This window comes from Streptomyces sp. NBC_00872 (assembly GCF_045161915.1).
Classification (GTDB): domain Bacteria; phylum Actinomycetota; class Actinomycetes; order Streptomycetales; family Streptomycetaceae; genus Streptomyces.
The window spans coordinates 6,750,095-6,774,194 of sequence record NZ_CP108806.1; the positions used below are offsets into that span (position 1 = coordinate 6,750,095).

Consider the following 24,100-nt stretch of genomic DNA (forward strand, 5'->3'; position numbering starts at 1 on the left):
CTGGGACCGGGGAGGTGCGTACGCGCCTTCCCGGTTCGTTGCTGTGGGCGTGAGCGAGAAGAACCGTGAGGTAAGACGGACCGCGAGAGAGCGGCTCCAGCAGGAACGTGAAGCGGACAGGGCGCGTGAGCGGCGCAGGCGCACCGTGGTCATGTCCGTGGCGGTCGTCGGGGTGCTCGGCGCGGTCGGGGTGATCGGGGTGGTCGCCTCGGAGGTCGGCAAGGACAAGGCCGACAACGCGGCGGGACCGGTGAGCGCGCCGTCCGGGCTCAGGGGCACGGACGATCTGGCGATCCCCGTGGGGGCGCCGGACGCGCCGTCCACGCTCACGGTGTGGGAGGACTTCCGCTGCCCGGCGTGCGCCCAGTTCGAGAACGCGTTCCGGGACACGATCCATGACCTGGAGAGGGCGGGACAGCTCAAGGTCGAGTACCACCTCGCCACGATCATCGACGGCAACATGGGCGGCAGCGGCTCGCTGCACGCGGCCAACGCCGCGGCGTGCGCCCAGGACGCCGGCAAGTTCTCCCCGTACCACGACGTGCTGTATCAGCATCAGCCGCCGGAGACGAACGACGCCTTCGCGAAGAACAGCCATCTGCTGGATCTGGCGGGCAAGGTCGAGGGGCTGAAGTCGGCGCCGGGATTCCGCCAGTGTGTGGACGAGGGCAAGCACGACGACTGGGTGAACAAGTCCGCGGCGAAGTTCAGGACGGGCGGTTTCTCCGGGACACCGACCGTGCTGCTCAACGGGGAGTCGGTGTTCCCCAAGAAGGGCGGCGAGAACATCACCCCGGACAATCTGAGGAAGTGGGTCGCGGCGGCCAACAAGGACAAGAAGGCGGGGACGCGGACCCCCTCGGCGCCCGGGTCGGCCTCGGCTCCCGCCTCGGGAGGAGCCTCCGGACCGGGCATGGAACCGGGCGCGAGTGCCGGGTCCGGACCGGGCGCGGGCCCGGGGGCCGATGTCCAGGGCCCCGCTTCGGCGCCCGCCTCGGGTCCCGCCGTGTCCTCGGGCTCGGATCCCGCCGCGGCCCCCGCTTCCTCCCCCGCCGTCTGACCTCGTTATCCAGAAGTTGCCGGGCGGGTTGCCTCAGATCCCGCCCGGCACTGTACGGTCGGTTCTGCCATGGACCTTGCCTACATTCCCAGCCCGTCGACCGGAGTGCTCCATCTCGGACCGCTTCCGCTGCGCGGCTATGCGTTCTGCATCATCATCGGTGTCTTCGTCGCCGTCTGGTACGGCGGCAAGCGCTGGGTCGCCCGGGGCGGCAAACCCGGCACCGTGGCCGACATCGCCGTCTGGGCGGTGCCCTTCGGTCTGGTCGGCGGGCGGCTCTACCATGTGATCACCGACTATCAGCTGTATTTCAGCGACGGTGAGGACTGGGTCGACGCCTTCAAGATCTGGGAGGGCGGGCTCGGCATCTGGGGCGCGATCGCGCTGGGCGCGGTCGGCGCCTGGATCGGCTGCCGCCGCCGTGGGATCCCGCTGCCGGCGTACGCGGACGCCATCGCGCCCGGGATCGTCGTCGCACAGGCCATCGGGCGCTGGGGCAACTGGTTCAACCAGGAGCTGTACGGCAAGCCGACCGATCTGCCGTGGGCGCTGAAGATCTCCGCGGGCACCAACCGCGAGGCGGGTCTCTACCACCCGACGTTCCTGTACGAGTCGCTGTGGTGCCTGGGCGTCGCGCTGCTGATCGTATGGGCCGACCGCCGCTTCAAGCTGGGACACGGACGGGTGTTCGCCCTCTATGTCGCGGCGTACTGCGCGGGCCGGGCCTGGATCGAGTACATGCGGGTCGACGAGGCGCACCATGTCCTCGGTGTCCGGCTGAACGTCTGGACGGCGGCCGGCGTCTTCATCCTCGCGGTCGTCTACTTCCTGGTGTCGGCGCGGGTACGCCCCGGGCGCGAGGAGATCGTGGAGCCGGAGCGGGAGACGGCGACGCCGCCGAAGGACAAGGACAAGGATCAGGCCGACGGTGCCGACGCGGACGCGGACGACGCCGCGACGGCGGATACCGAGACCGCCCCGGCGGCCGAACCGGCTGACAAAACCTGACGGCGCCCCTCCCCTCGGGGGGCCATGGACGGGGTCCGTTTCCACGGGCCCCGTTTTCGTGTGCGGAACGTGTTTCGTGTGCGGGTCGTGGCCGGCCTCAGCCGTGACGCGCACCGTCACGCCGGGCCAGCGCGAGCGTTCTCCTCGCCGCCGCCACGATCGCCGCGTCGACGAAGCGTCCGTCGGGGAGGGCGTGGGCACCCGCGTCGGCCGCCGCGGCTTCGACGATCTCCTCGGCCTCGCCGACCTCCCGCGGCGTGGGGAGGTAGGACCGCTCGATGACCGGGAGCTGGCGGGGATGGATGGCCGCGCGGCCCAGCAGCCCCAGGTCCCGGCCGTGGCGGCAGGAGGCCGCGAGTCCGTCCAGGTCACGGACGTCGGGGAACACCGACTGGACCGGCGGGGAGAGGCCCGCCGCGCGGGCCGCCACCACGGCCCGGCTGCGGGCCCAGTCCAGGCCGGAGTCGTCCCGTACCCCCAGATCGGCGCGGAGGTCCGCCTCGCCGAGGGAGATCCCCCGTACCGCGCGGTGCGCGCCCGCGATCGCGTGGGCGTTCTCCAGGGCCAGCGCCGATTCGAGCAGGGCGTACAGCGCGATGTCCGGGGCGCGGGCCGCGACCCGGTGGATGTCGGAGGCGTGGGTCACCTTCGGGAGGCGGAGCCCGGACAGTCCCGGCAGGCCGACCAGCGACATCAGATCGTGCTCGTCGGCGATCCGGACATGGAGCGGGACCGGGTGCGGCGAGGACAGCAGGTCGGCGATGGAGTCGCGCGCGTACTCCTTGCGGTCGGGCGCCACCGCGTCCTCCAGGTCCACGATCACGACGTCCGCGCCGCAGGACAGCGCCTTCGCCATCACCTCCGGACGGTCCCCGGGGACATACAGCCAGGTGAGGGGGATGGTCATAGCGCTCCGTCCGCCCGGAGCGCGCCGATCTCGGACGCGGACAGGCCCAGCTCGGCCAGGACCGTGTCGGTGTCCGCGCCATGGGGGCGGCCCGCCCAGCGGATGGCGCCCGGGGTCTCGGAGAGCCGGAAGAGGACGTTCTGCATCCGCAGGGTGCCCAGCTCGGGGTCGGGGACCTCGGTGACGCTGTCCAGCGCCCGGTACTGCGGATCCGTCATGACGTCCCGGATGTCGTAGACGGGCGCGATCGCCGCCTCGGCCCGCTCGAACGCGGCCATCGCCTCGGCGCGGGTGTGCCGGGCGATCCAGCCGCCGACCGCCTCGTCGAGGACGTCCGCGTGCTGGGCCCGGCCGCTGCCGGTGGTGAACCACGGCTCGGCGATCAGCTCCGGCCGGCCCACCAGCCGCATCACCCGTTCCGCGACCGACTGCGCCGAGGTGGAGACCGCCAGCCAGGAGCCGTCGGCGGCCCGGTACGTGTTGCGCGGGGCGTTGTTGGTGGAGCGGTTGCCCGTACGGGGCTGGACGAAGCCGAGCTGGTCGTACCAGAGCGGCTGCGGTCCCAGCACGGTCAGGATCGGCTCGATGATCGCCATGTCGACCACCTGGCCACGGCCCGTCAGGGTCCGGCCGCCGAGCGCGGTCATCACCGCGTACGCCGTGGCCAGCGCGGCGATGGAGTCGGCGAGACCGAAGGGCGGCAGGGTGGGCGGTCCGTCGGGCTCGCCGGTGACGGCCGCGAAGCCGCTCATCGCCTCGGCGAGGGTGCCGAATCCGGGGCGGTGGGCGTACGGGCCGAACTGGCCGAAGCCCGTCACCCGCGTCAGTACGAGCCGGGGATTGGCCAGGGAGAGTTCGGTCCAGCCGAGGCCCCATTTCTCCAGGGTGCCCGGCCGGAAGTTCTCGATGATCACATCCGCGCCGGCGGCGAGCCGGAGCAGCAGGTCGCGTCCGCCGGGCGTGGAGAGGTCGAGGGTGATGGCGCGCTTGTTACGGCCGAGCAGCTTCCACCACAGGCCCACACCGTCCTTGGCGGGGCCGTGGCCGCGCGAGGGGTCGGGGCGGGTGGGGTGTTCGACCTTGATGACATCGGCGCCGAAGTCGCCGAGCAGGGTGGCGGCGAGCGGACCCGCGAAGAGGGTCGCGAGATCGAGCACCCGCAGACCGGAGAGCGGGGCGGGGGTGGGGGCGCCGTCGGGGGCGGGAGCGCCGTCGCGGGCGTCCGGCGCGGAGGGAGGGGGCGCGGAGGGAGGAGTGGCGGCAGGGGTGGTGGGAGGCGTGGAGGGAGCGGACTCGGTCATTCAGGCCTCGATCTCGGTGCGGTACGGCATGGAGGTGGACGCCCCGTGGCGCTGGACGCAGAGCGCGGCGGCGGCGGAGGCCCAGTGCATCGCCTCGGGCATCGGACGGCCCTCGCCGAGCGCGACGGCTAGCGCGCCCACATAGGTGTCACCGGCGCCCGTGGTGTCCACGGCCTCGACCCGGGGCGCGGGCACGGTGACGGTCCTGGCGCCCCGGGCCGCGTACAGACTGCCCCCGGCGCCGAGGGTGATCACGACCTCGGGGACCTGCTGGAGCAGGATCTCGGCCGAGGCGTGGACGTCGGCGACCCCGGTGAGGGTGGCCGCCTCGTGCTCGTTGGGGACCAGCAGGTCGACGGTGTCGAGCAGGCCCGGCGGCAGGGGCTGCGCGGGGGCGGGGGTGAGTACGGTCCGTACGCCGTGGCGGCGGGCCGCCTCGGCTCCGGCCAGCACGGCGGCGACCGGCAGTTCGAGCTGGAGGAGCAGGGAGTCGGCGGCGGCGATGACGGTCTCGTCGCCGGGGACGAGATGGGTGACGGTGCCGTTCGCGCCGGGGATCACCACGATCGCGTTGCCGCCGTCGTCGTCGACGACGATATGGGCCGTGCCGGAGGGGCCCTCGACGGTGCGCAGAAGGTCCGTGTCGACGGCGGACGCGGCGAGCGTGTGCCGCAGCAGTTCGCCGTACTCGTCCGCACCGACCGCGCCGATCATCGCCACCGCGCCGCCCGCGCGGGCGGCGGCGACGGCCTGGTTGGCGCCCTTGCCGCCGGGGATCGTACGGAACTCCCGCCCCGTGACGGTCTCCCCGAGCTTCGGGGCGCGCGCGACGAACGCGACGAGATCCATATTGGTGCTGCCGAGGACCACGATGCCGGTCATGGGCGGAGCGCCTCCCTGTGGGTGAGTTCTGCGAGCGTGTCGAAGCCGATGCCGTCGAGACCGGCGACGGAGGTGGCCAGCCGGTTCTTGAGCGGGGCCGTCCACCGCTCGGGCAGTTCGGCCGGGTGTCCGGCGAGCAGCCCGGCGATCGATCCGGCCGTGGCGCCGTTCGAGTCGGTGTCCCAGCCGCCGGACACGGCCCGGCAGATGGAGCCGCCGAAGTCACCGTCGGCATGGGTGAGCGCCGCGGCGAGCAGGGCGGCGTTGGGTACGGCGTGGACCCAGTGGTAGTGGCCGTAGACGGTGTGCAGCCGGTCGACGACGGTCGCGAAGTCGGCCTGGGCGCGGGCGGACCGGATCCCGAAGCGTACGGCCTCGGCGAGCCGGGAGCCGGGCGGTACGACGGACAGCCCGGCCCGGAGGCAGGCGTGCACATCGTGAGCCCTGGCGGCGTGGGGCCCGGTGTCCGGGGGCCCGGCCGCGGCGGCGATGGCGGCCGCGACGAACATCGCGCCGTACACCCCGTTCGCGGTGTGCGTGAGTGTCGCGTCCCGGTGCGCCTGCGCGGCGGCGGCCCCGGGGTCGCCGGGGTGCGTCCAGCCGTGCATGTCGGCCCGGATCGCCGCGCCGATCCACTCCCGGAACGGGTTGCGGTAGCGGGCGGTGTACGGCGGCTCGATCCCGCAGAGCAGATTGCGGTACGCGACGCGCTCGGCGGTGAACGTACGCGCGGCCGGCAGCTCGTCCAGCCAGAGGCGCGCGACGTCCGAGGTGGTGAAGTCCCGGCCGTGGCGCTGGAGCAGCAGCAGATTGAGCACGGGGTAGTTGAGGTCGTCGTCCTCGGGCATCCCGTCGATGTTCTCGGCGAGCGAGGTGGGCGCGGAGCGGCGGTTCCAGGGATACGTGCCGGCGAGATCCGGGGGCAGCCCCTCGGCGGTGAACCAGGTGTGCAGCGGCCAGTTGCCGGTGGCGTGCGCGAGGGCCCTGATACCCCGCAGGGGCAGCTTCTCGACGGGCTTGCCCAGCAGACAGCCGGCGGCCCGGCCGAGCCAGGCGGCATGGAGCCGGGCGACGGCAGGACCCGTGGGGGGACGGCGGTCGGTCGCGCCGGTCCCGCGAAGCGCCGTGTCCGGGGCGGCCGGCCAGGACGGGCAGGCCGATCTGATCGCGGGGAGGTGGGTCGGCTCGTACCGTTCCCGTGCGGACGGCAGCGCCGCCAGTTCGTCGAGCAGTTCCCCGGCCAGCGCGCGCAGCCGCGGGGACGGGGGAGCGGGGGAGGCGCCCGCGCGGGGCGGGGCCGGGGCGCCGCCCGCCAGATGCCAGCGGTGGGCGACGGCCGTCGCGTCGCGGCCGTCCTCCGAGGCCTGGCGCAGTTCGTGACCGAGCAGATCCTCGGGCTGCACCCAGGTGACGCGGAGGTCCGTCATCGCGCCGCCGCCGGCCGGGTCTCCGTGCGCGGGGCATCGTGCGGGGCGTCGTGCGGGACGCCGCGCGAGGTCTCGTACGGGCTGTCGGCCGTGCGGCCGTCGGCGGCGTCGGCGGCGTCGCCCGGGGCGTCGATCAGCCGCGCGTCCGTCATCCGCGCGAACGCGCTCTCGTGCGCGCGCCGCCGTTCCGTGTCGCGGGTGAAGACCTCGTACGCCACCTCTGTCAGCGCCCGCGCGGGAGCGTGCAGATCGAGCCGGCTCGCGTCGGCCACGCGCCTCGCCCACTCCGCGGGGACGGCGGACTCGCCGCCCAGCGCCCCGGCGAGCGCCCCGCTCATGGTGGCGATCGAGTCGCAGTCCCGTCCGTAGTTGACCGAGCCCAGCACCGTACGGTGGTAGTCGCCGCCGCCGATCAGCAACATCCCCAGGGCGATGGGGAGTTCCTCGATGGAGTGCACCCGGGAGGGACGGCGGGCGCCCAGCGCAGGACTGCGGTAGTGGGGGCCGACCGTGTCGAAGGGGGCGACGGCCTCACGCAGTCCGCGCAGCGCGGACTCCGTGTCACGGTGCCGGGAGGCGACGTCGCGTACCGCCCGGATCGCGGCGCGCGTGCCGTCCTTCGCGAGCGCGAGACAGGTCTCGACGACGGTCGCGGGCGTGGCGTCCGGGAGACACGCGGCGGCGACCGCCGCGGCGAACACCCCCGCCGCCTCACGCCCGTACGACGACTGGTGCGCGCCCGCGATGTCGATCGCCTCGGCGTACGCGGCGGCCGGATGCGCCGCGTTGACCAGTCCCACCGGCGCCATGTACATCGCCGCACCGCAGTTGACGATGTTCCCGGTGCCCGCCTCGCGCGGGTCGACATGCCCGTAGTGCAGCCGGGCGACCATCCACTTCTCGGCGAGGAAGACCCGTTGGAGGAGCAGCGCCTCGGTCTCCAGTTCGGGGATCCAGCGGGGGGTGGTCATCAGATCGGGGACGAGATGGTCGGCGACCGCGTACGCGTCGAGATGGTCACGTACGGTCTCGTACACCCGGACCAGCGCATGGGTCATCAGGGTGTCGTCGGTCACATGGCCGTCGCCCTTGTGGTAGGGGGCGATGGGACGGGCGGTGCGCCAGTTCTCGTTCCAGGGGCCGACGATGCCGGAGACCCGGCCGTCGTGGCGCTCGACGATCTGCTCGGGTGAGTACCCCTCGACCGGACCGCCGAGCGCGTCACCGACCGCCGCTCCGATCAGACAGCCGGTGATCCGGTCAGCGAGGGTACGTGTCGGCGTGTGCGCGCCCTTCGTGCGCGCGCCCGTCGTACCCGGTGCGGTAAGGGTGCCGGACGGACCGGTCGGGCCGGCGGCCGGGGTCGGCTCCGGGGCCGGTGCGGGGGGAGTGCTCAGCGTCGTCATGCCGGAATTGTCCACCCGGAGCTGTCAGTTCCGTGGCTGTCAGCAGCCCGGCGAGTTCCACGAGATCGGTTCTGGCGAGCCGGGGCAGGGCGCAGCCCGCGAGGGTGCGGCAGGCGTCCCGCCAGGTGGCGGGTACGGAGTCACCGCCGCCGAGCGCGCCGGTCAGCGCGCCGGCGAGGGCGGGCGCCGAGTCGGCGACCCGGGAGAGACAGGCGGCGGCGGGCACCGCGCCGGTGACCTCGCCACGCGCGGCGAGGGTGAGGGCGAGGGCGACGGGAACGGTCTCGGCGGCGGCGATGCCGTAGCTGTAGACATGGTCGACGATCTGATGCTCCAGCAGGGGCACGAGCGCGAAGGCACCGGCCGGCTCCCCGGCGAAGTCCCGGGCCAGCTTGAGGGCGTGCCGGGCGTTCCTGCCGATCTCCGTGGTGCCGGGCAACTGGGCGAGGGCGGCGTCGACGGCGGTCTCGGCGTCCGCGCCGCCGAGCGCGCCCGCCACGGCGGCGGCCATCGCGCGGGCGCCGTGCACCCCGTCCCCGTCCTGGGTGTACCGGGCGTCGAACTCGGCGAGTTCGGCGGCGGCGGACGGGTCGCCGGGGTGGACGACGGCGAGAACGGTGGCCCGGACGCAGGCGGCGTCGTCGAAGAAGTGCGGGTTGTCATGGCCGGTGGCGGGCGGGCGCAGCCCGGTGGCGAGATTGCCGAGGCCCGCGCGTACGGAGATCCGGGCCCGCAGGGGCGGTACGGCGGACTCGACCTCGGGCGCGCGGTTGGCGGCGGCGGCGATCTCGCTGGCGAGGGAGTTCCAGGAGAGATCGACGGCGGCGCGCATCCGGCGGTCGGCGCCGAGACCGTGGAAGTGGTCCCCTGCGGCGGTGAGTACGGACTCGGCGGTGAAGGCGGCCCATTCGGCGTCGTCGGAGGGGCCGAGCCGGAGCGGCTCGGGGGGCTGGTTGAGCGCGATGGGGACGGGGAGGGTGGTGGTCGCGTTCTGTTCGGCGAAGGTGTCCAGTTCACGGGTGAGGCGGCGGGTCCACTCGGGCATCCGGGCGGCCCGGTGCCGGGCGGCGGGCCACCCGGCGGCGTCCCCGGCGGCCAGCCCGAGCAGCAGCCCCTCGATCCGCCGCAGCGGGTCCCGCCCGGTGCCGTCCTGACCGGTGCCGGTGCCGGTGCCGTCGCCCGGATACGGCGTCCCCGGCGGCGCGCCCCCGGCCCCCGGGGTCATGGCGTCACCTCGTCCTCGTCGGGCGTCAGCAGATCCGCGATGTCCAGCACGTGGTAACCGCGCATCGAGGGCAGACAGCTCCCCCGCGCGGGTCCGATGACCGAGGACCATTCCGGCGGAATCGCACAGGCTCCCGACACCGCTCCGGCCAGGGCGCCCGCCACCGCCGCCGTGGTGTCCGCGTCCCGGCCCATGTTGACGGCGGTCAGGACCGACCCGCGGAAGTCGCCGCGGGCCGCGGCGAACGCGCCGAAGGCCAGGCCCACCGCCTCCGGGGCCAGATCGGTCCAGGGGTAGCCGCCGATGACCACCGAGGAGCGGACGGCGCGCTCCAGCGTGAGGGTGTCGGGGTACTCCCGCCGCGCGGCGACGACCCCCCGGCGCAGGGTGCGGGCCGTCCAGGAGTCCATGGGGACGACGGAGAGCGCCGCCGCGATCACCGAGTCCGGTCCGGCGCCGGTCATCGCGGCGGCGACACCGGCCGCCACCGCGCGGCCTCCGTAGATGCCCTCGCCGTCGTGGCTGACACTGCCGTCGACGGCGACCAGCCGCGCCGCCTCGCGCGGGCGGCCCGCCGCGAACACACCGAAGGGAGCCGCGCGCATCGCCAGACCGTCGCTCCAGGCGTGCCGGTGCTGGGCCGTGATCGGGGCCGCGAGCCCGCGCCGCAGATTCTCCAGCGTGCCGCGCTCACTGAAGCCCGCGCCGCGGAACGGGCCCTCGTCCAGGTCCGCGAGCCAGTGGTGCCAGGCCTTCTCGACATGGGCGACGGTCAGGGCGGAGCCGTGTCTGGCCAGCAGCAGTCCGGAGAAGATGGCGTATTCCGTGTCGTCCGTACCCGCCGGGTTGTCGGACACGAAGCCTTCGATACGGCCCCAGCGGCGGCGGATCTCGGAGGGCCGCATGTTCTCCGCCGGGGCGCCGAGCGCGTCACCGACGGCGAGTCCCAGCAGCGCGCCGCGCGCCCGGTCGCGGAGTACGGCGAGCCCGTCGCGCCGGTCGGCGGCGGGAGGGGCGGCGGGATCGCTCGCGGTGGACTCCATCATGTGGCCCTTTCGCGCGAGCCGGTGTTCCTGGATCTGTGCCACGCCGGGCGCCCGGGGAGTCCGGGAAACGCCGCTGTCACCCGGGTGGCGCGGCCGGCGGTCGCCGGTGCCGATGGCCTGTCATGCCTGGTAAGTACGGCCTTCCTTGCTGGCGGGAGCGCTTTTTCGTGCGTACTTTCGGAGCGTTGGGAGGTTGGGACCGGCCCGTGGAAGGGCCCGGATCCACCTTCCGGGAAGAAGGGGAGAACCATGTCCATCATCGAGACCGAGGCCACGCTCCACGAGGCGCACCGCGACAACCACACGCACCGCGACGTGAACGGCGGCTGGCTGCGTCCCGCGGTCTTCGGCGCGATGGACGGACTGGTCTCGAACCTGGCGCTGATGACCGGTGTCGCCGGCGGGGCGGTCTCCCAGCAGACGATCGTGATCACCGGGCTCGCGGGACTCGCGGCCGGCGCCTTCTCGATGGCCGCGGGCGAGTACACCTCGGTGGCCTCCCAGCGTGAGCTGGTCCAGGCGGAGCTGGACGTGGAGCGCGGGGAGCTGCGCAAGCATCCCGCGGACGAGATGGAGGAGCTGGCCGCGCTGTACGAGTCGCGGGGCGTGGAGCCCGCGCTCGCCCGTGAGGTGGCCCGGCAGCTCTCGGCCGATCCCGAGCAGGCGCTGGAGATACACGCGCGCGAGGAGCTGGGGATCGACCCCGACGATCTGCCCTCGCCGACGGTCGCCGCGGTGTCGTCGTTCGGCTCGTTCGCGCTGGGCGCGCTGCTGCCCGTACTGCCGTATCTGCTGGGCGCCACGGCGCTCTGGCCCGCGGTGGCGCTGGCGCTGAGCGGGCTGTTCGCCTGCGGCGCGCTGGTGGCCCGGGTGACCGCGCGGAGCTGGTGGTACAGCGGGCTGCGGCAGCTCGTGCTGGGCGGGACTGCCGCGGCGCTCACCTATGGGCTCGGAGCCCTGTTCGGCGCGGCGGTCTGACCCCTGGGCGCGGTCCGGCACCGTCCGGTCTCTGGCGTACGCACTGTGCGGGCCCGGTCCGGCCCAGGCGTACGGCACGGTCCGGGTCCTGGCGTACGGACTGCGCGCCCCGGCTCGCGGGACTGTGCGGGCCCCTGCGCGCGGGCGGTCTGTCGTCCTCAAGCCATGTCTCCGTAACACCGTGAGTACCGGGAATTCGCACACGCCCCCGAACGGCTCCCCGGAGCCCCGTCCGGCCTTGCGGTACGGGCACAAAAGCCCCACCCTGTGACGTACATCCCCGGGTGTCCGCGCGCGCGGGGGTGAGACACTATGCCGGGCGCCACATAGTGAGTCGTTACCCAGCGGTTTCGGGTCGTTGACGACCGGGCATGAGCCGTAGGCGCCGCGGGCAATGAAGCCCTGCTCCGCCACCCCGGACGGGCGGCGATCTGTCCGTCCGATCCCCATATCCACCGCCACGAGCGGTGTCCACATGCTGGAATGAGCTATCCGCTTCCCGAGAAGCTACCCATCATGTAACCTGCACGAAATTTCTTGGAGGGCCAGCGTCGTCCCTCGGTAATCGCGAATTGCCACGCCGAACAAACGACGACGGGAGAGCCGATGCGTTCCGACGCCTGGTCGCCCATGGACGGTCGCCCTGCCCCTCAGGGCATGTACGACCCCCGTAACGAGCACGACGCCTGCGGTGTCGGGTTCGTGGCCACCCTCACCGGTGTAGCCAGCCACGCGCTGGTGGAGCAGGCGCTGACCGTACTGCGCAATCTCGAACACCGCGGCGCCACCGGATCCGAGCCCGACTCCGGCGACGGCGCCGGGATCCTGCTCCAGGTGCCGGACGCGTTCCTGCGCGAGGTCGCCGGTTTCCCGCTGCCCGAGGCCGGCTCGTACGCCGTGGGCATCGCCTTCCTGCCCGCCGACGACTCCACCGAGGCCGTCTCGCGGATCGAGACCATCGCGGCCGAGGAGAGCCTGACCGTCCTCGGCTGGCGCGATGTCCCCGTCGCCCCCGGGCTGCTCGGTGCCACCGCGCGCGCCACGATGCCGGCCTTCCGCCAGCTCTTCGTCGCGGACGGCACGAGCACGGGCCTCGCCCTCGACCGCAAGGCGTTCCTGCTGCGCAAGCGCGCCGAGCGCGAGGCCGGGGTCTACTTCCCCTCGCTCTCCGCCCGGACGATCGTCTACAAGGGGATGCTCACCACCGGCCAGCTCGAACCGTTCTTCCCCGACCTCTCGGACCGCCGTTTCGCGACCGCGATCTCGCTGGTCCACTCGCGGTTCTCCACCAACACCTTTCCGAGCTGGCCGCTGGCCCACCCGTACCGCTTCGTCGCGCACAACGGCGAGATCAACACGGTCAAGGGCAACCGCAACTGGATGCGCGCCCGTGAGTCCCAGCTCGGCTCCGCCCTCTTCGGCCCCGGCAGGCTGGAGCGGATCTTCCCCGTCTGTACGCCCGACGCCTCCGACTCCGCGACCTTCGACGAGGTCCTCGAACTGCTCCACCTCGGCGGCCGGTCGCTGCCGCACTCGGTGCTGATGATGGTCCCCGAGGCATGGGAGAACCATGACTCCATGGACCCCGCCCGGCGGGCCTTCTACCAGTTCCACGCCACGATGATGGAGCCCTGGGACGGCCCGGCCTGTGTCACCTTCACCGACGGCACCCAGGTCGGCGCGGTCCTCGACCGCAACGGTCTGCGCCCCGGCCGCTACTGGGTGACCGACGACGGCCTCGTCGTCCTCTCCTCCGAGGTCGGCGTCCTCGACATCGACCCCGCCAAGGTCGTCCGCAAGGGCCGGCTCCAGCCCGGCCGGATGTTCCTCGTCGACACCGCCGAGCACCGCATCATCGAGGACGACGAGATCAAGGCGGGTCTCGCCGCCGAGAAGCCGTACCAGGACTGGCTGGAGACCGGCGAGATCGAGCTGGAGGACCTCCCCGAGCGCGAGCACATCGTGCACACCCACGCCTCGGTCACCCGCCGCCAGCAGACCTTCGGCTACACCGAGGAGGAGCTGCGCGTCCTGCTCGCGCCGATGGCACGGACCGGCGCCGAGCCGATCGGCTCCATGGGCACGGACTCGCCGATCGCCGCGCTCTCCGCCCGGCCCCGGCTGCTCTTCGACTACTTCACCCAGCTCTTCGCGCAGGTCACCAACCCGCCGCTGGACGCCATCCGCGAGGAACTGGTCACCTCGCTGCGCTCCACGCTCGGCCCGCAGGGCAATCTGCTGGAGCCGACCGCCGCGTCCTGCCGCAGTGTCACCCTGCCCTTTCCGGTGATCGACAACGACGAGCTGGCCAAGCTCGTGCACATAAACGCCGACGGCGACATGCCGGGCATGAAGGCCGCGACGCTCTCCGGTCTCTACCGGGTCGGCGGCGGCGGAGAGGCCCTCGCCGCCCGGATCGAGGAGATCTGCGCCGAGACCGACGCCGCCCTGGAGAGCGGTGCCCGGATCATCGTGCTCTCCGACCGGCACTCCGACGCGGAGCACGCCCCGATCCCCTCGCTGCTGCTCACCGCCGCCGTGCACCACCACCTCATCCGCACCAAGCGGCGCACCCAGGTGGGGCTGCTGGTCGAGGCCGGCGATGTCCGCGAGGTGCACCATGTCGCGCTGCTCATCGGATACGGAGCCGCCGCGGTCAACCCGTATCTCGCCATGGAGTCCGTCGAGGACCTGGTCCGCGCCGGTACGTTCATCGAGGGCCTGGCGCCGGAGCGGGCCATCCGCAATCTGATCCACGCCCTGGGCAAGGGCGTCCTCAAGGTCATGTCCAAGATGGGCATCTCGACCGTCGCGTCCTACCGCGGCGCGCAGGTCTTCGAGGCCGTCGGTCTCGACGAGGCGTTCGTCGAGAAGTACTTCAACGGCACCGCCACCAAGATCGGCGGTGCCGGTCTCGATGTCGTCGCCGAGGAGGTCGCCGCCCGCCACGCCAGGGGCTACCCCGCCTCCGGGATCTCCGCCAGCCACCGCAAGCTGGAGATCGGCGGCGAGTACCAGTGGCGCCGCGAGGGCGAGCCGCATCTCTTCGACCCGGAGACGGTCTTCCGCCTCCAGCACGCCACGCGCACACGCCGCTACGACATCTTCAAGAAGTACACCGACCGGGTGAATGAGCAGTCCGAGCGGCTGATGACACTGCGCGGTCTGTTCGGCTTCGCCTCCGACCGCGCGCCGGTCCCCGTCGACGAGGTCGAGCCGGTCTCCGAGATCGTCAGGCGCTTCTCCACCGGCGCCATGTCGTACGGCTCCATCTCCCGCGAGGCGCACGAGACGCTCGCCGTCGCCATGAACCGGATCGGCGGCAAGTCCAACACCGGCGAGGGCGGCGAGGACGCGGACCGGCTCTACGACCCGGCCCGCCGCTCCTCCATCAAGCAGGTCGCCTCCGGGCGCTTCGGCGTCACCAGCGAGTATCTGGTCAACGCCGACGACATCCAGATCAAGATGGCGCAGGGTGCCAAGCCCGGCGAGGGCGGCCAGCTCCCCGGCCACAAGGTCTACCCCTGGGTCGCCAGGACCCGGCACTCCACCCCCGGGGTCGGGCTGATCTCCCCGCCGCCGCACCACGACATCTACTCCATCGAGGACCTCGCCCAGCTCATCCACGACCTCAAGAACGCCAACCCGCAGGCCCGTATCCATGTGAAGCTGGTCTCCGAGGTCGGCGTCGGCACGGTCGCCGCCGGTGTGTCCAAGGCACACGCCGATGTCGTGCTGATCTCGGGCCACGACGGCGGTACGGGCGCCTCCCCGCTCACCTCGCTCAAGCACGCGGGCGGCCCCTGGGAGCTCGGCCTCGCCGAGACCCAGCAGACCCTGCTGCTCAACGGTCTGCGCGACCGGATCGTCGTCCAGACCGACGGACAGCTCAAGACCGGCCGCGATGTCGTCATCGCCGCGCTCCTCGGCGCCGAGGAGTTCGGCTTCGCCACCGCGCCGCTCGTCGTCTCCGGCTGCGTCATGATGCGCGTCTGCCACCTCGACACCTGCCCGGTCGGCATCGCCACCCAGAACCCGGTACTGCGCGAGCGGTTCTCCGGCAAGGCCGAGTACATCGTCAACTTCTTCGAGTTCATCGCGCAGGAGGTCCGGGAGATCCTGGCCGAGCTGGGCTTCCGTACCCTCGAAGAGGCCGTCGGCCACGCCGAGCTGCTCGACACCGACCGCGCCGTGACCCACTGGAAGGCCCAGGGCCTCGACCTCAAGCCCCTCTTCCATGTGCCCGCGCTCTCCGGGAACGCCGTACGCCACCGGACGGTCGAGCAGGACCACGGACTGGAGAAGGCCCTCGACAACGAGCTGATCAAGCTCGCCGCCGACGCCCTGGGCGCCGCCACCGCCGAGGCCGCCCAGCCCGTACGCGCCCAGATCGGCATCCGGAACATCAACCGCACCGTCGGCACCATGCTCGGTCACCAGGTGACCAAGAAGTTCGGCGGCGCGGGTCTGCCGGACGACACCATCGACATCACCTTCACCGGCTCCGCGGGCCAGTCCTTCGGCGCGTTCCTGCCGCGCGGTGTGACACTGCGGCTGGAGGGCGACGCCAACGACTATGTCGGCAAGGGCCTGTCCGGCGGCCGGATCGTGGTACGCCCCGACCGCGGCGCCGACCATCTCGCCGAGTACTCCACCATCGCGGGCAACACCATCGCCTACGGCGCGACCGGCGGCGAGCTGTTCCTGCGCGGGCGCACCGGAGAGCGCTTCTGCGTCCGCAACTCCGGCGCCACGGTCGTCTCCGAGGGCGTGGGGGACCACGGCTGCGAGTACATGACCGGCGGTCACGCCGTCGTCCTCGGCGAGACGGGACGCAACTTCGCGGCCGGCATGTCCGGCGGTATCGCGTATGTCGTCGACCTCGAACCGGATCATGTCAACGCCGGGAACCTCGCGGCCGTGGGACCGCTCGACGACACCGACAAGCGCTGGCTGCACGATGTGGTGCGCCGTCACCAGGAGGAGACGGGCTCCACCGTCGCCGAGAAGCTGCTGGCCGAGTGGGACACCGCCGTGGACCGCTTCAGCAAGATCATCCCGACCACGTACAAGGCAGTGCTCGCCGCCAAGGACGCCGCCGAGCTGGCCGGTCTCTCGGAGACCGAGACCACCGAGAAGATGATGGAGGCGGCGACCAATGGCTGACCCGAAGGGCTTTCTCACCACCGGGCGCGAGGTCGCGGAAACCCGCCCCCCGAAGGAGCGCGTCAAGGACTGGAACGAGGTCTACGTTCCGGGCTCGCTGCTCCCGATCATCAGCAAGCAGGCCGGCCGCTGCATGGACTGCGGCATCCCGTTCTGCCACAACGGCTGCCCGCTGGGGAATCTGATCCCCGAGTGGAACGACTACGCGTACCGGGAGGACTGGACGGCGGCGAGCGAGCGCCTGCACGCCACCAACAACTTCCCGGAGTTCACCGGGCGGCTCTGCCCCGCGCCCTGTGAGTCCGCGTGCGTGCTCGCCATCAACCAGCCGGCCGTCACCATCAAGAACGTCGAGGTCTCCATCATCGACAAGGCGTGGGACAGCGGCGATGTCACCCCGCAGCCGCCCGAGCGCCTCTCCGGCAAGACCGTCGCCGTGATCGGCTCGGGACCGGCGGGACTGGCCGCCGCCCAGCAGCTCACCCGCGCGGGCCACACCGTCGCCGTGTACGAGCGCGCCGACCGGATCGGCGGACTCCTGCGGTACGGCATCCCCGAGTTCAAGATGGAGAAGGTGCACATCAACCGGCGTATCGAGCAGATGCGCGCGGAGGGCACCAAGTTCCGTACCGAGATCGAGATCGGCCAGGACCTCGACGCGGCGAAGCTGCGCAAGCGGTACGACGCCGTGGTCATCGCCGCGGGCGCCACCGTCTCGCGCGATCTGCCCGTCCCCGGCCGCGAGCTGAACGGCGTCCACTTCGCGATGGAGTACCTGCCGCTCTCGAACAAGGTGCAGGAGGGGGATCTGACCGTCTCCCCGATCACCGCCGAGGGCAAGCACGTCGTGGTCATCGGCGGCGGCGACACCGGCGCGGACTGTGTCGGTACGGCCCACCGCCAGGGCGCCGCCTCCGTCACCCAGCTGGAGATCATGCCGAGGCCCGGCGACGAGCGCGCCCCGCACCAGCCGTGGCCGACCTTCCCGATGCTCTACAAGGTCACCTCCGCGCACGAGGAGGGCGGCGAGCGGGTCTACTCCGTCTCCACCACCCACTTCGAGGGCGACGAGAACGGCAACGTCCAGTCGCTGCACCTGGCCGAGGTGGAGTTCAAGGACGGCAAGCTGACACAGAAGCCCGGCACCGAGCGCAGCATCCCGGCGCAGCTCGTCACGCTCGCGATGGGCTTCACCGGTACGGACCAGTCGAACGGCCTGGTCGAGCAGTTCGGTCTGGAGCTGGACGAGCGCGGCAACATCGCGCGGGACGCGGACTTCGCGACCAACGTCCCCGGTGTGTATGTCGCCGGTGACGCGGGCCGCGGACAGTCGCTGATCGTGTGGGCGATCGCCGAGGGCCGTTCGGCGGCGCGCGGTGTGGACCGGTATCTGACCGGTGCCAGCGATCTGCCGGCCCCGATCCGCCCGACGGACCGCGCGCTGACCGCCTGACGGCTCCGTCCGCCGGTCAGTCGGTCCGGCGGTCCCGTCCGCAGGGTCCGCCGATCCGCCGGTCCGTGGGGTCGTCCTCCGCCTGGCGGTTCCGTTCCGTCCCCTCCCAGAAGGCTCCCGTACAACGGCGTACGGGCGGTGTCGGCCCGGGGAGCGTCTCCCGGGCCCTCCCGCAAGACGCGGCGCCTGCCCCCTGTCCCCGACCGGACCGATGGCAGGCGCCGTGGCATGCGGGACGTGCCGGTGCGGACGTGCCGGTAGGCTCGGCGGATCCGTGTACCGGCGACATGCGCGTACCGACTGACCTGGGGGAACACCGTGGGATCGGCCATCAGCCCGCGCAAGGTCGAGGAGACGGCGCCCGCGCTCGTCAGCCTCTACAAGAGCGCGGGCGTCTCGCTGGTGAAGAACGGACTGGACGGCCGGCGCGCGGCCGTCTATCTGGTCCTCGACTACTCCGGCTCGATGAGGGGCTACTACAAGGACGGCAGCGTCCAGGCCCTCGCCGACCGGGTGCTCGGTCTCGCCGCCCATCTCGACGACGATGGCACCGTCCCCGTCGTCCTCTTCTCCACGGACATCGACGCCGAGACGGACATCTCGCTCGCCGGTCACCAGGGCCGTATCGACGCGATCGTCGCCGGACTCGGGCACATGGGCAAGACCAGCTACCACCTGGCGATGGACGCGGTGATCGACCACTATCTGGACAGCGGGGCCGCCGCCCCGGCGCTGGTGGTCTTCCAGACGGACGGCGGTCCGGTCAGCAAGCACGCGGCGGAGATGTATCTCTGCAAGGCGGCGGGACTGCCGCTGTTCTGGCAGTTCATCGGGTTCGGCGACCCGGACAGCAGACAGTTCGACTTCCTCCGCAAGCTCGACGAACTCGCCGTCCCGGCGAAACGGCCCGTCGACAACGCCGGTTTCTTCCACGCGGGCGAGGACCCGCGACGGGTCACGGACGGGGAACTGTACGACCGGCTGGTCGGCGAGTTCCCGCGCTGGCTGCGCCGGGCGCGTGAGCTGGGCATCGTGCGCTGACACCGGCCGCCGTGCGCGCCGCCGGAATCCGCGCCGATACCCGACAGAAGATGTCGGGTATCGGCGTTCGGCTGGGGCCATGCCATTCACCTGGGCGGATTGCGGATTTCCGATCCGCGGAGCCCGACTTCGCCAACACCGTGCGGCGGCGATTCGAGAAGTACCCCCCACCATGTGCCGGCGGCCCTTCGCAAGGACGGCTCGCCGCGTGTGTCGGGACTCGAAGTCACCTTTCTCCTCGGGGAGTTGCGGCTCGGCATGATGCCGAATTCCCTCAGGGCACGGGATCTGCCGTGCGATCCCCGGTTCGCGGCGGAGGCCGGCCCGCCGCCGCCCTCCCCTCTCTTCCGGGTGGAACTCTCCGAGGTCGTACGGACCGGGGTCGAGGGTGAGGAGCTGGTCGTACGGATCCGGCACCCCGGACGGCCGCCGCGCACCGTACGGCGGGGGAACGGCGACGGCCCGCCGCACGAGGAGGTCGCCTGATCGCTGTCGGGCGCCGAGGCGTGCTAGGCTGACCGCGTTGCAGTTTTGGTACCCATGAACTTTATGTGCGCCTGACGGGAATGTTCCTCAGGCGCATTATTGTTTTTGCCGGCTTCTCCGGATGGGGCTCAATGCGGCGACGAGGAATTCGTAAAGTGCGAATTTCCGGCTCTGCACCTGTTTTAGGAGAATGACATGGCTACTGGCACCGTGAAGTGGTTCAACTCGGAAAAGGGCTTCGGCTTCATCGAGCAGGACGGCGGCGGCGCCGACGTCTTCGCCCACTACTCGAACATCGCCACCCAGGGCTTCCGTGAGCTCCAGGAGGGCCAGAAGGTCTCGTTCGACGTCACGCAGGGCCAGAAGGGCCCGCAGGCGGAGAACATCGTCCCGGCCTAATTCCCGGACGCGTACCTCGCAGCCGGGGCCCGCACCACGCAGGTGCGGGCCCCGGCTCGCGCTGTCCTCAGGCCCAGGAAGGCTTTTCCGAATGACTCGATCCGAGCGGCACGACCGTGCTGCCCGCCCTGCCGGCAAGCGCCCGGTGAACTCCCGCGCCAAGGGACCCGCGAAAGGCACGGCCAAGGCTCCCGCCCGGCGCGCCGCCGCCCGGCCGCAGGAATTCACGCTGCCGGAAACCATCACCCCCGCGCTGCCCGCCGTCGAGGCGTTCGACGAGCTGGACATGCCCGCGGGCCTGCTCAAGACCCTCACCGCCCAGGGGGTGACCCAGCCGTTCCCGATCCAGGGCGCGACGCTGCCGAACTCCCTCGCGGGACGTGACATTCTCGGCCGGGGGCGTACCGGCTCCGGCAAGACCCTCGCCTTCGGGCTGGCGCTCCTCGCCCGTACGGCGGGCCGGCGCGCCGAACCGCGCGCCCCTCTCGCGCTGGTGCTCGTACCCACGCGTGAACTGGCGCAGCAGGTGACCGACGCGCTGACCCCGTACGCCACCGCCGTCAATCTGAAGCTGACCACGGTCGTCGGCGGGCTCTCGATCGGCAAGCAGGCGGGCGCGCTGCGGCGCGGCGCCGAGGTGCTGGTCGCGACGCCCGGACGGCTCAAGGACCTCATCGAGCGCGGCGACTGCCGGCTGGACCAGGTCGCCATCACGGTGCTCGACGAGGCCGACCAGATGGCCGACATGGGCTTTATGCCGCAGGTCACGGCGCTGCTCAAGCAGGTCGAGCCGAACGGGCAGCGCATGCTGTTCTCGGCGACTCTCGACCGCAATATCGACCGGCTCGTACGGCAGTATCTGACCGACCCCGTGGTCCACTCGGTCGACCCGTCCCAGGGCGCGGTCACCACGATGGAACACCATGTGCTCTATGTCCTGGACGAGACGGACAAGAAGGAGATCACGACGCGGATCGCCGCGCGTGACGGGCGGGTGCTGCTCTTCCTGGACACCAAGCGGTCCGTGGACCGGCTGGTCAAGCGGCTGCTGGCGAGCGGTGTGCGGGCGTCGGGGCTGCACGGCGGCCGTTCGCAGCCGCAGCGCAACCGGACGCTCGAACAGTTCAAGAACGGTCTGGTCACCTGTCTCGTCGCGACGAATGTCGCGGCGCGCGGCATCCATGTGGACGATCTCGACCTGGTCGTCAACGTCGACCCGCCCGTCGACCACAAGGACTACCTCCACCGCGGCGGGCGCACCGCCAGGGCGGGGGAGTCCGGCAGTGTGGTGACGCTGGTCCTGCCCGAGCAGCGGCGGGAGATGACCCGGCTGATGTCCGACGCGGGGATCGCCCCCCGGTCGGCGCGGATCAAGTCGACGGACGAGGAGCTGACCCGGCTCACGGGCGCGCGGGAGCCCTCCGGGGTGGCCGTCACCATCGATGTGCCGCAGCCCGTCGTCCAGGCGAAGCAGAAGACACGGTCGTCGCGGCCGGCGCGGACCGGCGCCGGTGCCGGCGCGGGCACCGGGGGCGGCGCGGCCCGTCTCGGCGGCGCCGCACGCGGCAGCCGTGGCCGTCGCGGCCGTCCGGGCCGCGGCGCCGAAGGCGGCCGGCGCACGGCGGCCTGAGCCGCTTCTCCGTCCTTGTCCGCCGGTGCCCGGCAGCGCGTTCGGCGCTGCCGGGCACCGGCGTCGAAGCCCCTCCGGCCTGGCCGCCGGTGCCGGCGCGGCGGGTGGCGATGCCTCGCGCGGGCGGGTGACGCGCGTGATCCGTGGGCCCGTCCGCTCGGTGTACGGCGTGCTACCGGGCCGGTTCGGCCGGTTAACTTCCCGGAAATTCCCGGCCGTTGGGATTGACGTGTACAGGTCTACGCGCGTCATCATGAGGCCATGCGAATTCCCCCACGTATGGCCACCCTCGGTGGTGTCGCCGCACTCGCGTCCGCACTCCTCGTCGGCGGGGTCACCGCCACCGCCACCGCGGCCCCCGCCGCCGTCGGCAGCATCTGCTACTCCCGGCTGCCCGCCCAGGCGTACGACACCCTCCGCCTCATAGACGCCGGCGGGCCCTTCCCGTACCGGCAGGACGGCGGCGTCTTCCAGAACCGGGAAGGCGTCCTGCCGAGCCAGTCGAACGGCTACTACCACGAGTACACCGTCAAGACCCCCGGCTCCTCCGACCGTGGCGCGCGCCGTATCGTCACGGGCCAGCGCAACAACGAGGACTACTACACCTCCAACCACTACGCGTCGTTCTCGCTCGTCAACTACGGCTGCTGACCGGAAGGTAACCTCCGTTCCATGACGGTGACGTATGTGATCGACGGGGCGGAGGTCACCGGCCTCGATCGCTTCTGGCAGGTGATCGGGGCCGCGGTGAACGGGCCCGGCGGATACTTCGGGAGCAATCTCGACGCGCTCGCGGACTGTCTGCACGGCGGGTACGGAACGCCGGACGACGGCGACTTCGTCATCGAATGGCGCCGGCACGAAATCTCGCGCCGGGCACTCGGCCAGGAGGAGACCGCGCGCACGCTCCGGCGGCGGCTGGAGCGCGCGCACCCGGACAACAAGGCCGCCATCCAGGCGGAGTTGGACGACGTCCTGGCCGGCCGGGGCCCCACCGTCTTCGACGAGCTGGTCCAGCTCATCGAGGAAGAGGCCCCCGGAGTACTACGGCTCGGCTGAGCGTCGCCCGGCCGGACACCGGCCGACGCGACGCCGACGGAGCATCGAGGACCGGCCGGGCGGCGCCGCCCGGCCGGTCCGCTCGTCCGCGCCCCGCGCGAAGGCTCAGCGGTGGCGGGGGAGAGTGCGTTCCAGCCGGCGGCGCTCCGGGCCCTCGTGCACATACCGCACCGCGTCCGCCGCCGTCTCCCGGGCATAGCCGTCCGGGTCCTCGTCGGCGAGGATCCGGGCCAGCGCGTCGATCGCGCGCGGATCCTGACGTACCGCCAGGCCCCTGGCCGCCTTCGCGGCCGTCTCGGCGTCCGGGTCGTTCAGCCGGGCCGCCAGCGCCTCACGGATCTCATGGCTGTCCGCGTCCACATCCGCCAGCGCCAGCACCGCACGGTCCCTGACCGACGCGTCCGCGTCCCTGCTCAGCAGGATCAGCGCCCAGACGCCGTCGCGGTGACCGCCCGGTACGAGCCCGGTCAGGGCCAGTGCGGCCCGGCGTCTGACCCCCGTGTCCGGATGGCCCGTGTGGCGCAGGATCTCCGGCAGCGCCACCGGATCGGCGTGCTGCCCCAGACCCACCACGACCGCGCGGACCAACTCGGGCTCCACGGCCCGCCGGGACAGCTCCCGCAGCAGGGGCACCGCGCGTTCCGTGAACGGACTCGGCCCGTCCACCGCGCCCAGCCGCGCCAGTACGTCCGCGCCGAAGGCCTGCCGCAGCGGCTCCTCGCTCGCGCACCAGAGCGCCGCCTCCTCGAACGTCTCCTCGTCGCCGCGCCGCCACAGCGCGGAGACCGACTCGACCCAGTCGTCCCGGCCGGGATCCCCGGAGCTCAGGGCGCGCTCCGCCAGTTCCTCGTACGGTGTGACCAGACCCAGCTCCGCTTCGAGGATCGTCGCCACGGCCGCGTGTCCGGTCCGCTGCTCCTGTCCGGCCACCGGCGCGCCGTCCCGCAGCAGTTCGACGACCACGGTCACCGAGCCGTCCTCCTCGATCCGGCGCACCACCGTCTCGTATCCGTCGCCGTAGGCGCGCGCCAGCCCGTCCCGCAGCTCCCGCTCCACATCGAGCGCCATCCAGCGCCGGGCCTCGGCGAGCGCCTCGGCGTGCGCGCTCGCGCCGTACCGCAGCAGGACCCGTACGGTCGACGGGGAGCCGTGGCGGGCGGCCAGCAGCAGCGGCGATTCGCCTCCCGGGCCCGGCAGATCGGGGTCGGCGCCGTACTCCAGCAGTGCTTCCACCGTGTCGGCGAACCCCTGGCGGACCGCCCAGACGACCGGCGTGAGATCGAAGGCCTCGCGGCTGTCGGGCCGGGCGCCGGCGGTGAGCAGGGTCCGTACCACCTCGGTGTGGCCGCCGCACGCGGCTCCGCACAGCGGCAGGTCCCAGCCCTCCCGTCCGCTCGCCCGGTTCGGATCGGCGCCCGCCGTGAGCAGCAGCCGCACCACCCCCGGCGCGTCGCTGACGGCCGCGCGGTAGAGGACGGTCTCGCCGTCCTCATCGGTGGCCTCGGCGGACACACCCGCCCTGAGCAGCCGTACGACGGTGTCGTCCGCCCCGTCGCCCACCGCCTCGAACAGGTCGGCTTCGCCCGACGTCGGCTCTTTCGTCATGCTTCGACTCTACGTTCCGCT

The 24,100-nt window shown here is 72.3% G+C and carries 17 protein-coding genes and 2 pseudogenes; 11 read left to right on the forward strand and 8 right to left on the reverse strand.

The genetic code is table 11. The features are described 5' to 3' along the window. Positions 1-49: 49 nt before the first annotated feature. Positions 50-892: pseudogene (locus tag OG214_RS28860) on the forward strand (DsbA family protein); the annotation flags it as partial. Between the two features lie 237 nt (positions 893-1,129). Beyond that, complete coding sequence (gene lgt / locus OG214_RS28865) at positions 1,130-2,068, forward strand: prolipoprotein diacylglyceryl transferase (RefSeq protein WP_405986382.1); 939 nt, start codon at positions 1,130-1,132, stop codon at positions 2,066-2,068. A 97-nt stretch (positions 2,069-2,165) separates the two neighbouring features. Here lgt and OG214_RS28870 read toward each other — a convergent pair whose 3' ends face one another. From OG214_RS28870 to OG214_RS28900, 7 genes are read right to left on the reverse strand one after another with little or no spacing between them, the layout of a single operon-like run. Further along, positions 2,166-2,975 (reverse strand): aldolase/citrate lyase family protein, encoded by an 810-nt coding sequence (locus tag OG214_RS28870; RefSeq protein WP_363080498.1) that lies wholly within the window; start codon positions 2,973-2,975, stop codon positions 2,166-2,168. Continuing rightward, on the reverse strand, positions 2,972-4,276 hold the full coding sequence (locus OG214_RS28875; RefSeq protein WP_405986383.1) for a CaiB/BaiF CoA transferase family protein: 1,305 nt from the start codon (positions 4,274-4,276) through the stop codon (positions 2,972-2,974). Before OG214_RS28875 ends, OG214_RS28870 begins: the two co-directional genes overlap by 4 nt. Further along, positions 4,277-5,158: a ribokinase gene (gene rbsK, locus OG214_RS28880; RefSeq protein ID WP_363080496.1), complete on the reverse strand. Its 882-nt coding sequence runs from the start codon at positions 5,156-5,158 to the stop codon at positions 4,277-4,279. It abuts the gene before it with no gap. Beyond that, positions 5,155-6,585, reverse strand: a complete 1,431-nt coding sequence (locus OG214_RS28885; protein WP_405986384.1) for an ADP-ribosylglycohydrolase family protein — start codon at positions 6,583-6,585, stop codon at positions 5,155-5,157. The genes rbsK and OG214_RS28885 overlap by 4 nt, the downstream gene beginning before the upstream one ends. Further along, positions 6,582-7,841, reverse strand: coding sequence for an ADP-ribosylglycohydrolase family protein (locus OG214_RS28890; protein WP_405987647.1), 1,260 nt, complete (start codon positions 7,839-7,841; stop codon positions 6,582-6,584). The genes OG214_RS28885 and OG214_RS28890 overlap by 4 nt, the downstream gene beginning before the upstream one ends. 4 nt (positions 7,842-7,845) lie before the next feature. Beyond that, complete coding sequence (locus OG214_RS28895) at positions 7,846-9,216, reverse strand: ADP-ribosylglycohydrolase family protein (protein ID WP_405986385.1); 1,371 nt, start codon at positions 9,214-9,216, stop codon at positions 7,846-7,848. Further along, entirely contained in the window at positions 9,213-10,259 is a 1,047-nt protein-coding gene (locus tag OG214_RS28900; RefSeq protein WP_363080524.1) for an ADP-ribosylglycohydrolase family protein, read from the reverse strand. The genes OG214_RS28895 and OG214_RS28900 overlap by 4 nt, the downstream gene beginning before the upstream one ends. A 252-nt stretch (positions 10,260-10,511) precedes the next feature. On the opposite strand from OG214_RS28900, the gene OG214_RS28905 reads away from it, so the two are divergent. The 9 genes and pseudogenes from OG214_RS28905 to OG214_RS28945 all read left to right on the forward strand — a co-directional run bounded on the left by OG214_RS28905 (position 10,512) and on the right by OG214_RS28945 (position 22,474). After that, on the forward strand, positions 10,512-11,240 hold the full coding sequence (locus OG214_RS28905; RefSeq protein ID WP_363080493.1) for a VIT1/CCC1 transporter family protein: 729 nt from the start codon (positions 10,512-10,514) through the stop codon (positions 11,238-11,240). A gap of 606 nt (positions 11,241-11,846) precedes the next feature. Beyond that, a complete protein-coding gene (gene gltB, locus OG214_RS28910) occupies positions 11,847-16,406 on the forward strand; it encodes a glutamate synthase large subunit (RefSeq protein ID WP_405986386.1) in 4,560 nt (1,519 codons plus the stop codon). Then, positions 16,399-17,859, forward strand: coding sequence for a glutamate synthase subunit beta (locus OG214_RS28915; protein ID WP_405986387.1), 1,461 nt, complete (start codon positions 16,399-16,401; stop codon positions 17,857-17,859). The genes gltB and OG214_RS28915 overlap by 8 nt, the downstream gene beginning before the upstream one ends. Positions 17,860-18,177: 318 nt before the next feature. Continuing rightward, positions 18,178-18,900: a vWA domain-containing protein gene (locus tag OG214_RS28920; RefSeq protein WP_405986388.1), complete on the forward strand. Its 723-nt coding sequence runs from the start codon at positions 18,178-18,180 to the stop codon at positions 18,898-18,900. A gap of 50 nt (positions 18,901-18,950) precedes the next feature. Then, positions 18,951-19,386, forward strand: a pseudogene (locus OG214_RS28925) (pyridoxamine 5'-phosphate oxidase family protein). Positions 19,387-19,581: 195 nt separating this feature from the next. Next, positions 19,582-19,785, forward strand: coding sequence for a cold-shock protein (locus tag OG214_RS28930; protein WP_015607926.1), 204 nt, complete (start codon positions 19,582-19,584; stop codon positions 19,783-19,785). Between the two features lie 91 nt (positions 19,786-19,876). After that, positions 19,877-21,415: a DEAD/DEAH box helicase gene (locus tag OG214_RS28935; RefSeq protein WP_363080488.1), complete on the forward strand. Its 1,539-nt coding sequence runs from the start codon at positions 19,877-19,879 to the stop codon at positions 21,413-21,415. Positions 21,416-21,676: 261 nt separating this feature from the next. Continuing rightward, entirely contained in the window at positions 21,677-22,066 is a 390-nt protein-coding gene (locus OG214_RS28940) for a ribonuclease domain-containing protein (protein WP_365902415.1), read from the forward strand. A gap of 21 nt (positions 22,067-22,087) precedes the next feature. Beyond that, positions 22,088-22,474 (forward strand): barstar family protein, encoded by a 387-nt coding sequence (locus OG214_RS28945; protein ID WP_382859488.1) that lies wholly within the window; start codon positions 22,088-22,090, stop codon positions 22,472-22,474. Between the two features lie 105 nt (positions 22,475-22,579). Here the strand turns inward: OG214_RS28945 and OG214_RS28950 are convergent, their stop codons facing one another. Then, complete coding sequence (locus OG214_RS28950; protein WP_405986389.1) at positions 22,580-24,079, reverse strand: ankyrin repeat domain-containing protein; 1,500 nt, start codon at positions 24,077-24,079, stop codon at positions 22,580-22,582. Between the last annotated feature and the right edge of the window lie 21 nt (positions 24,080-24,100).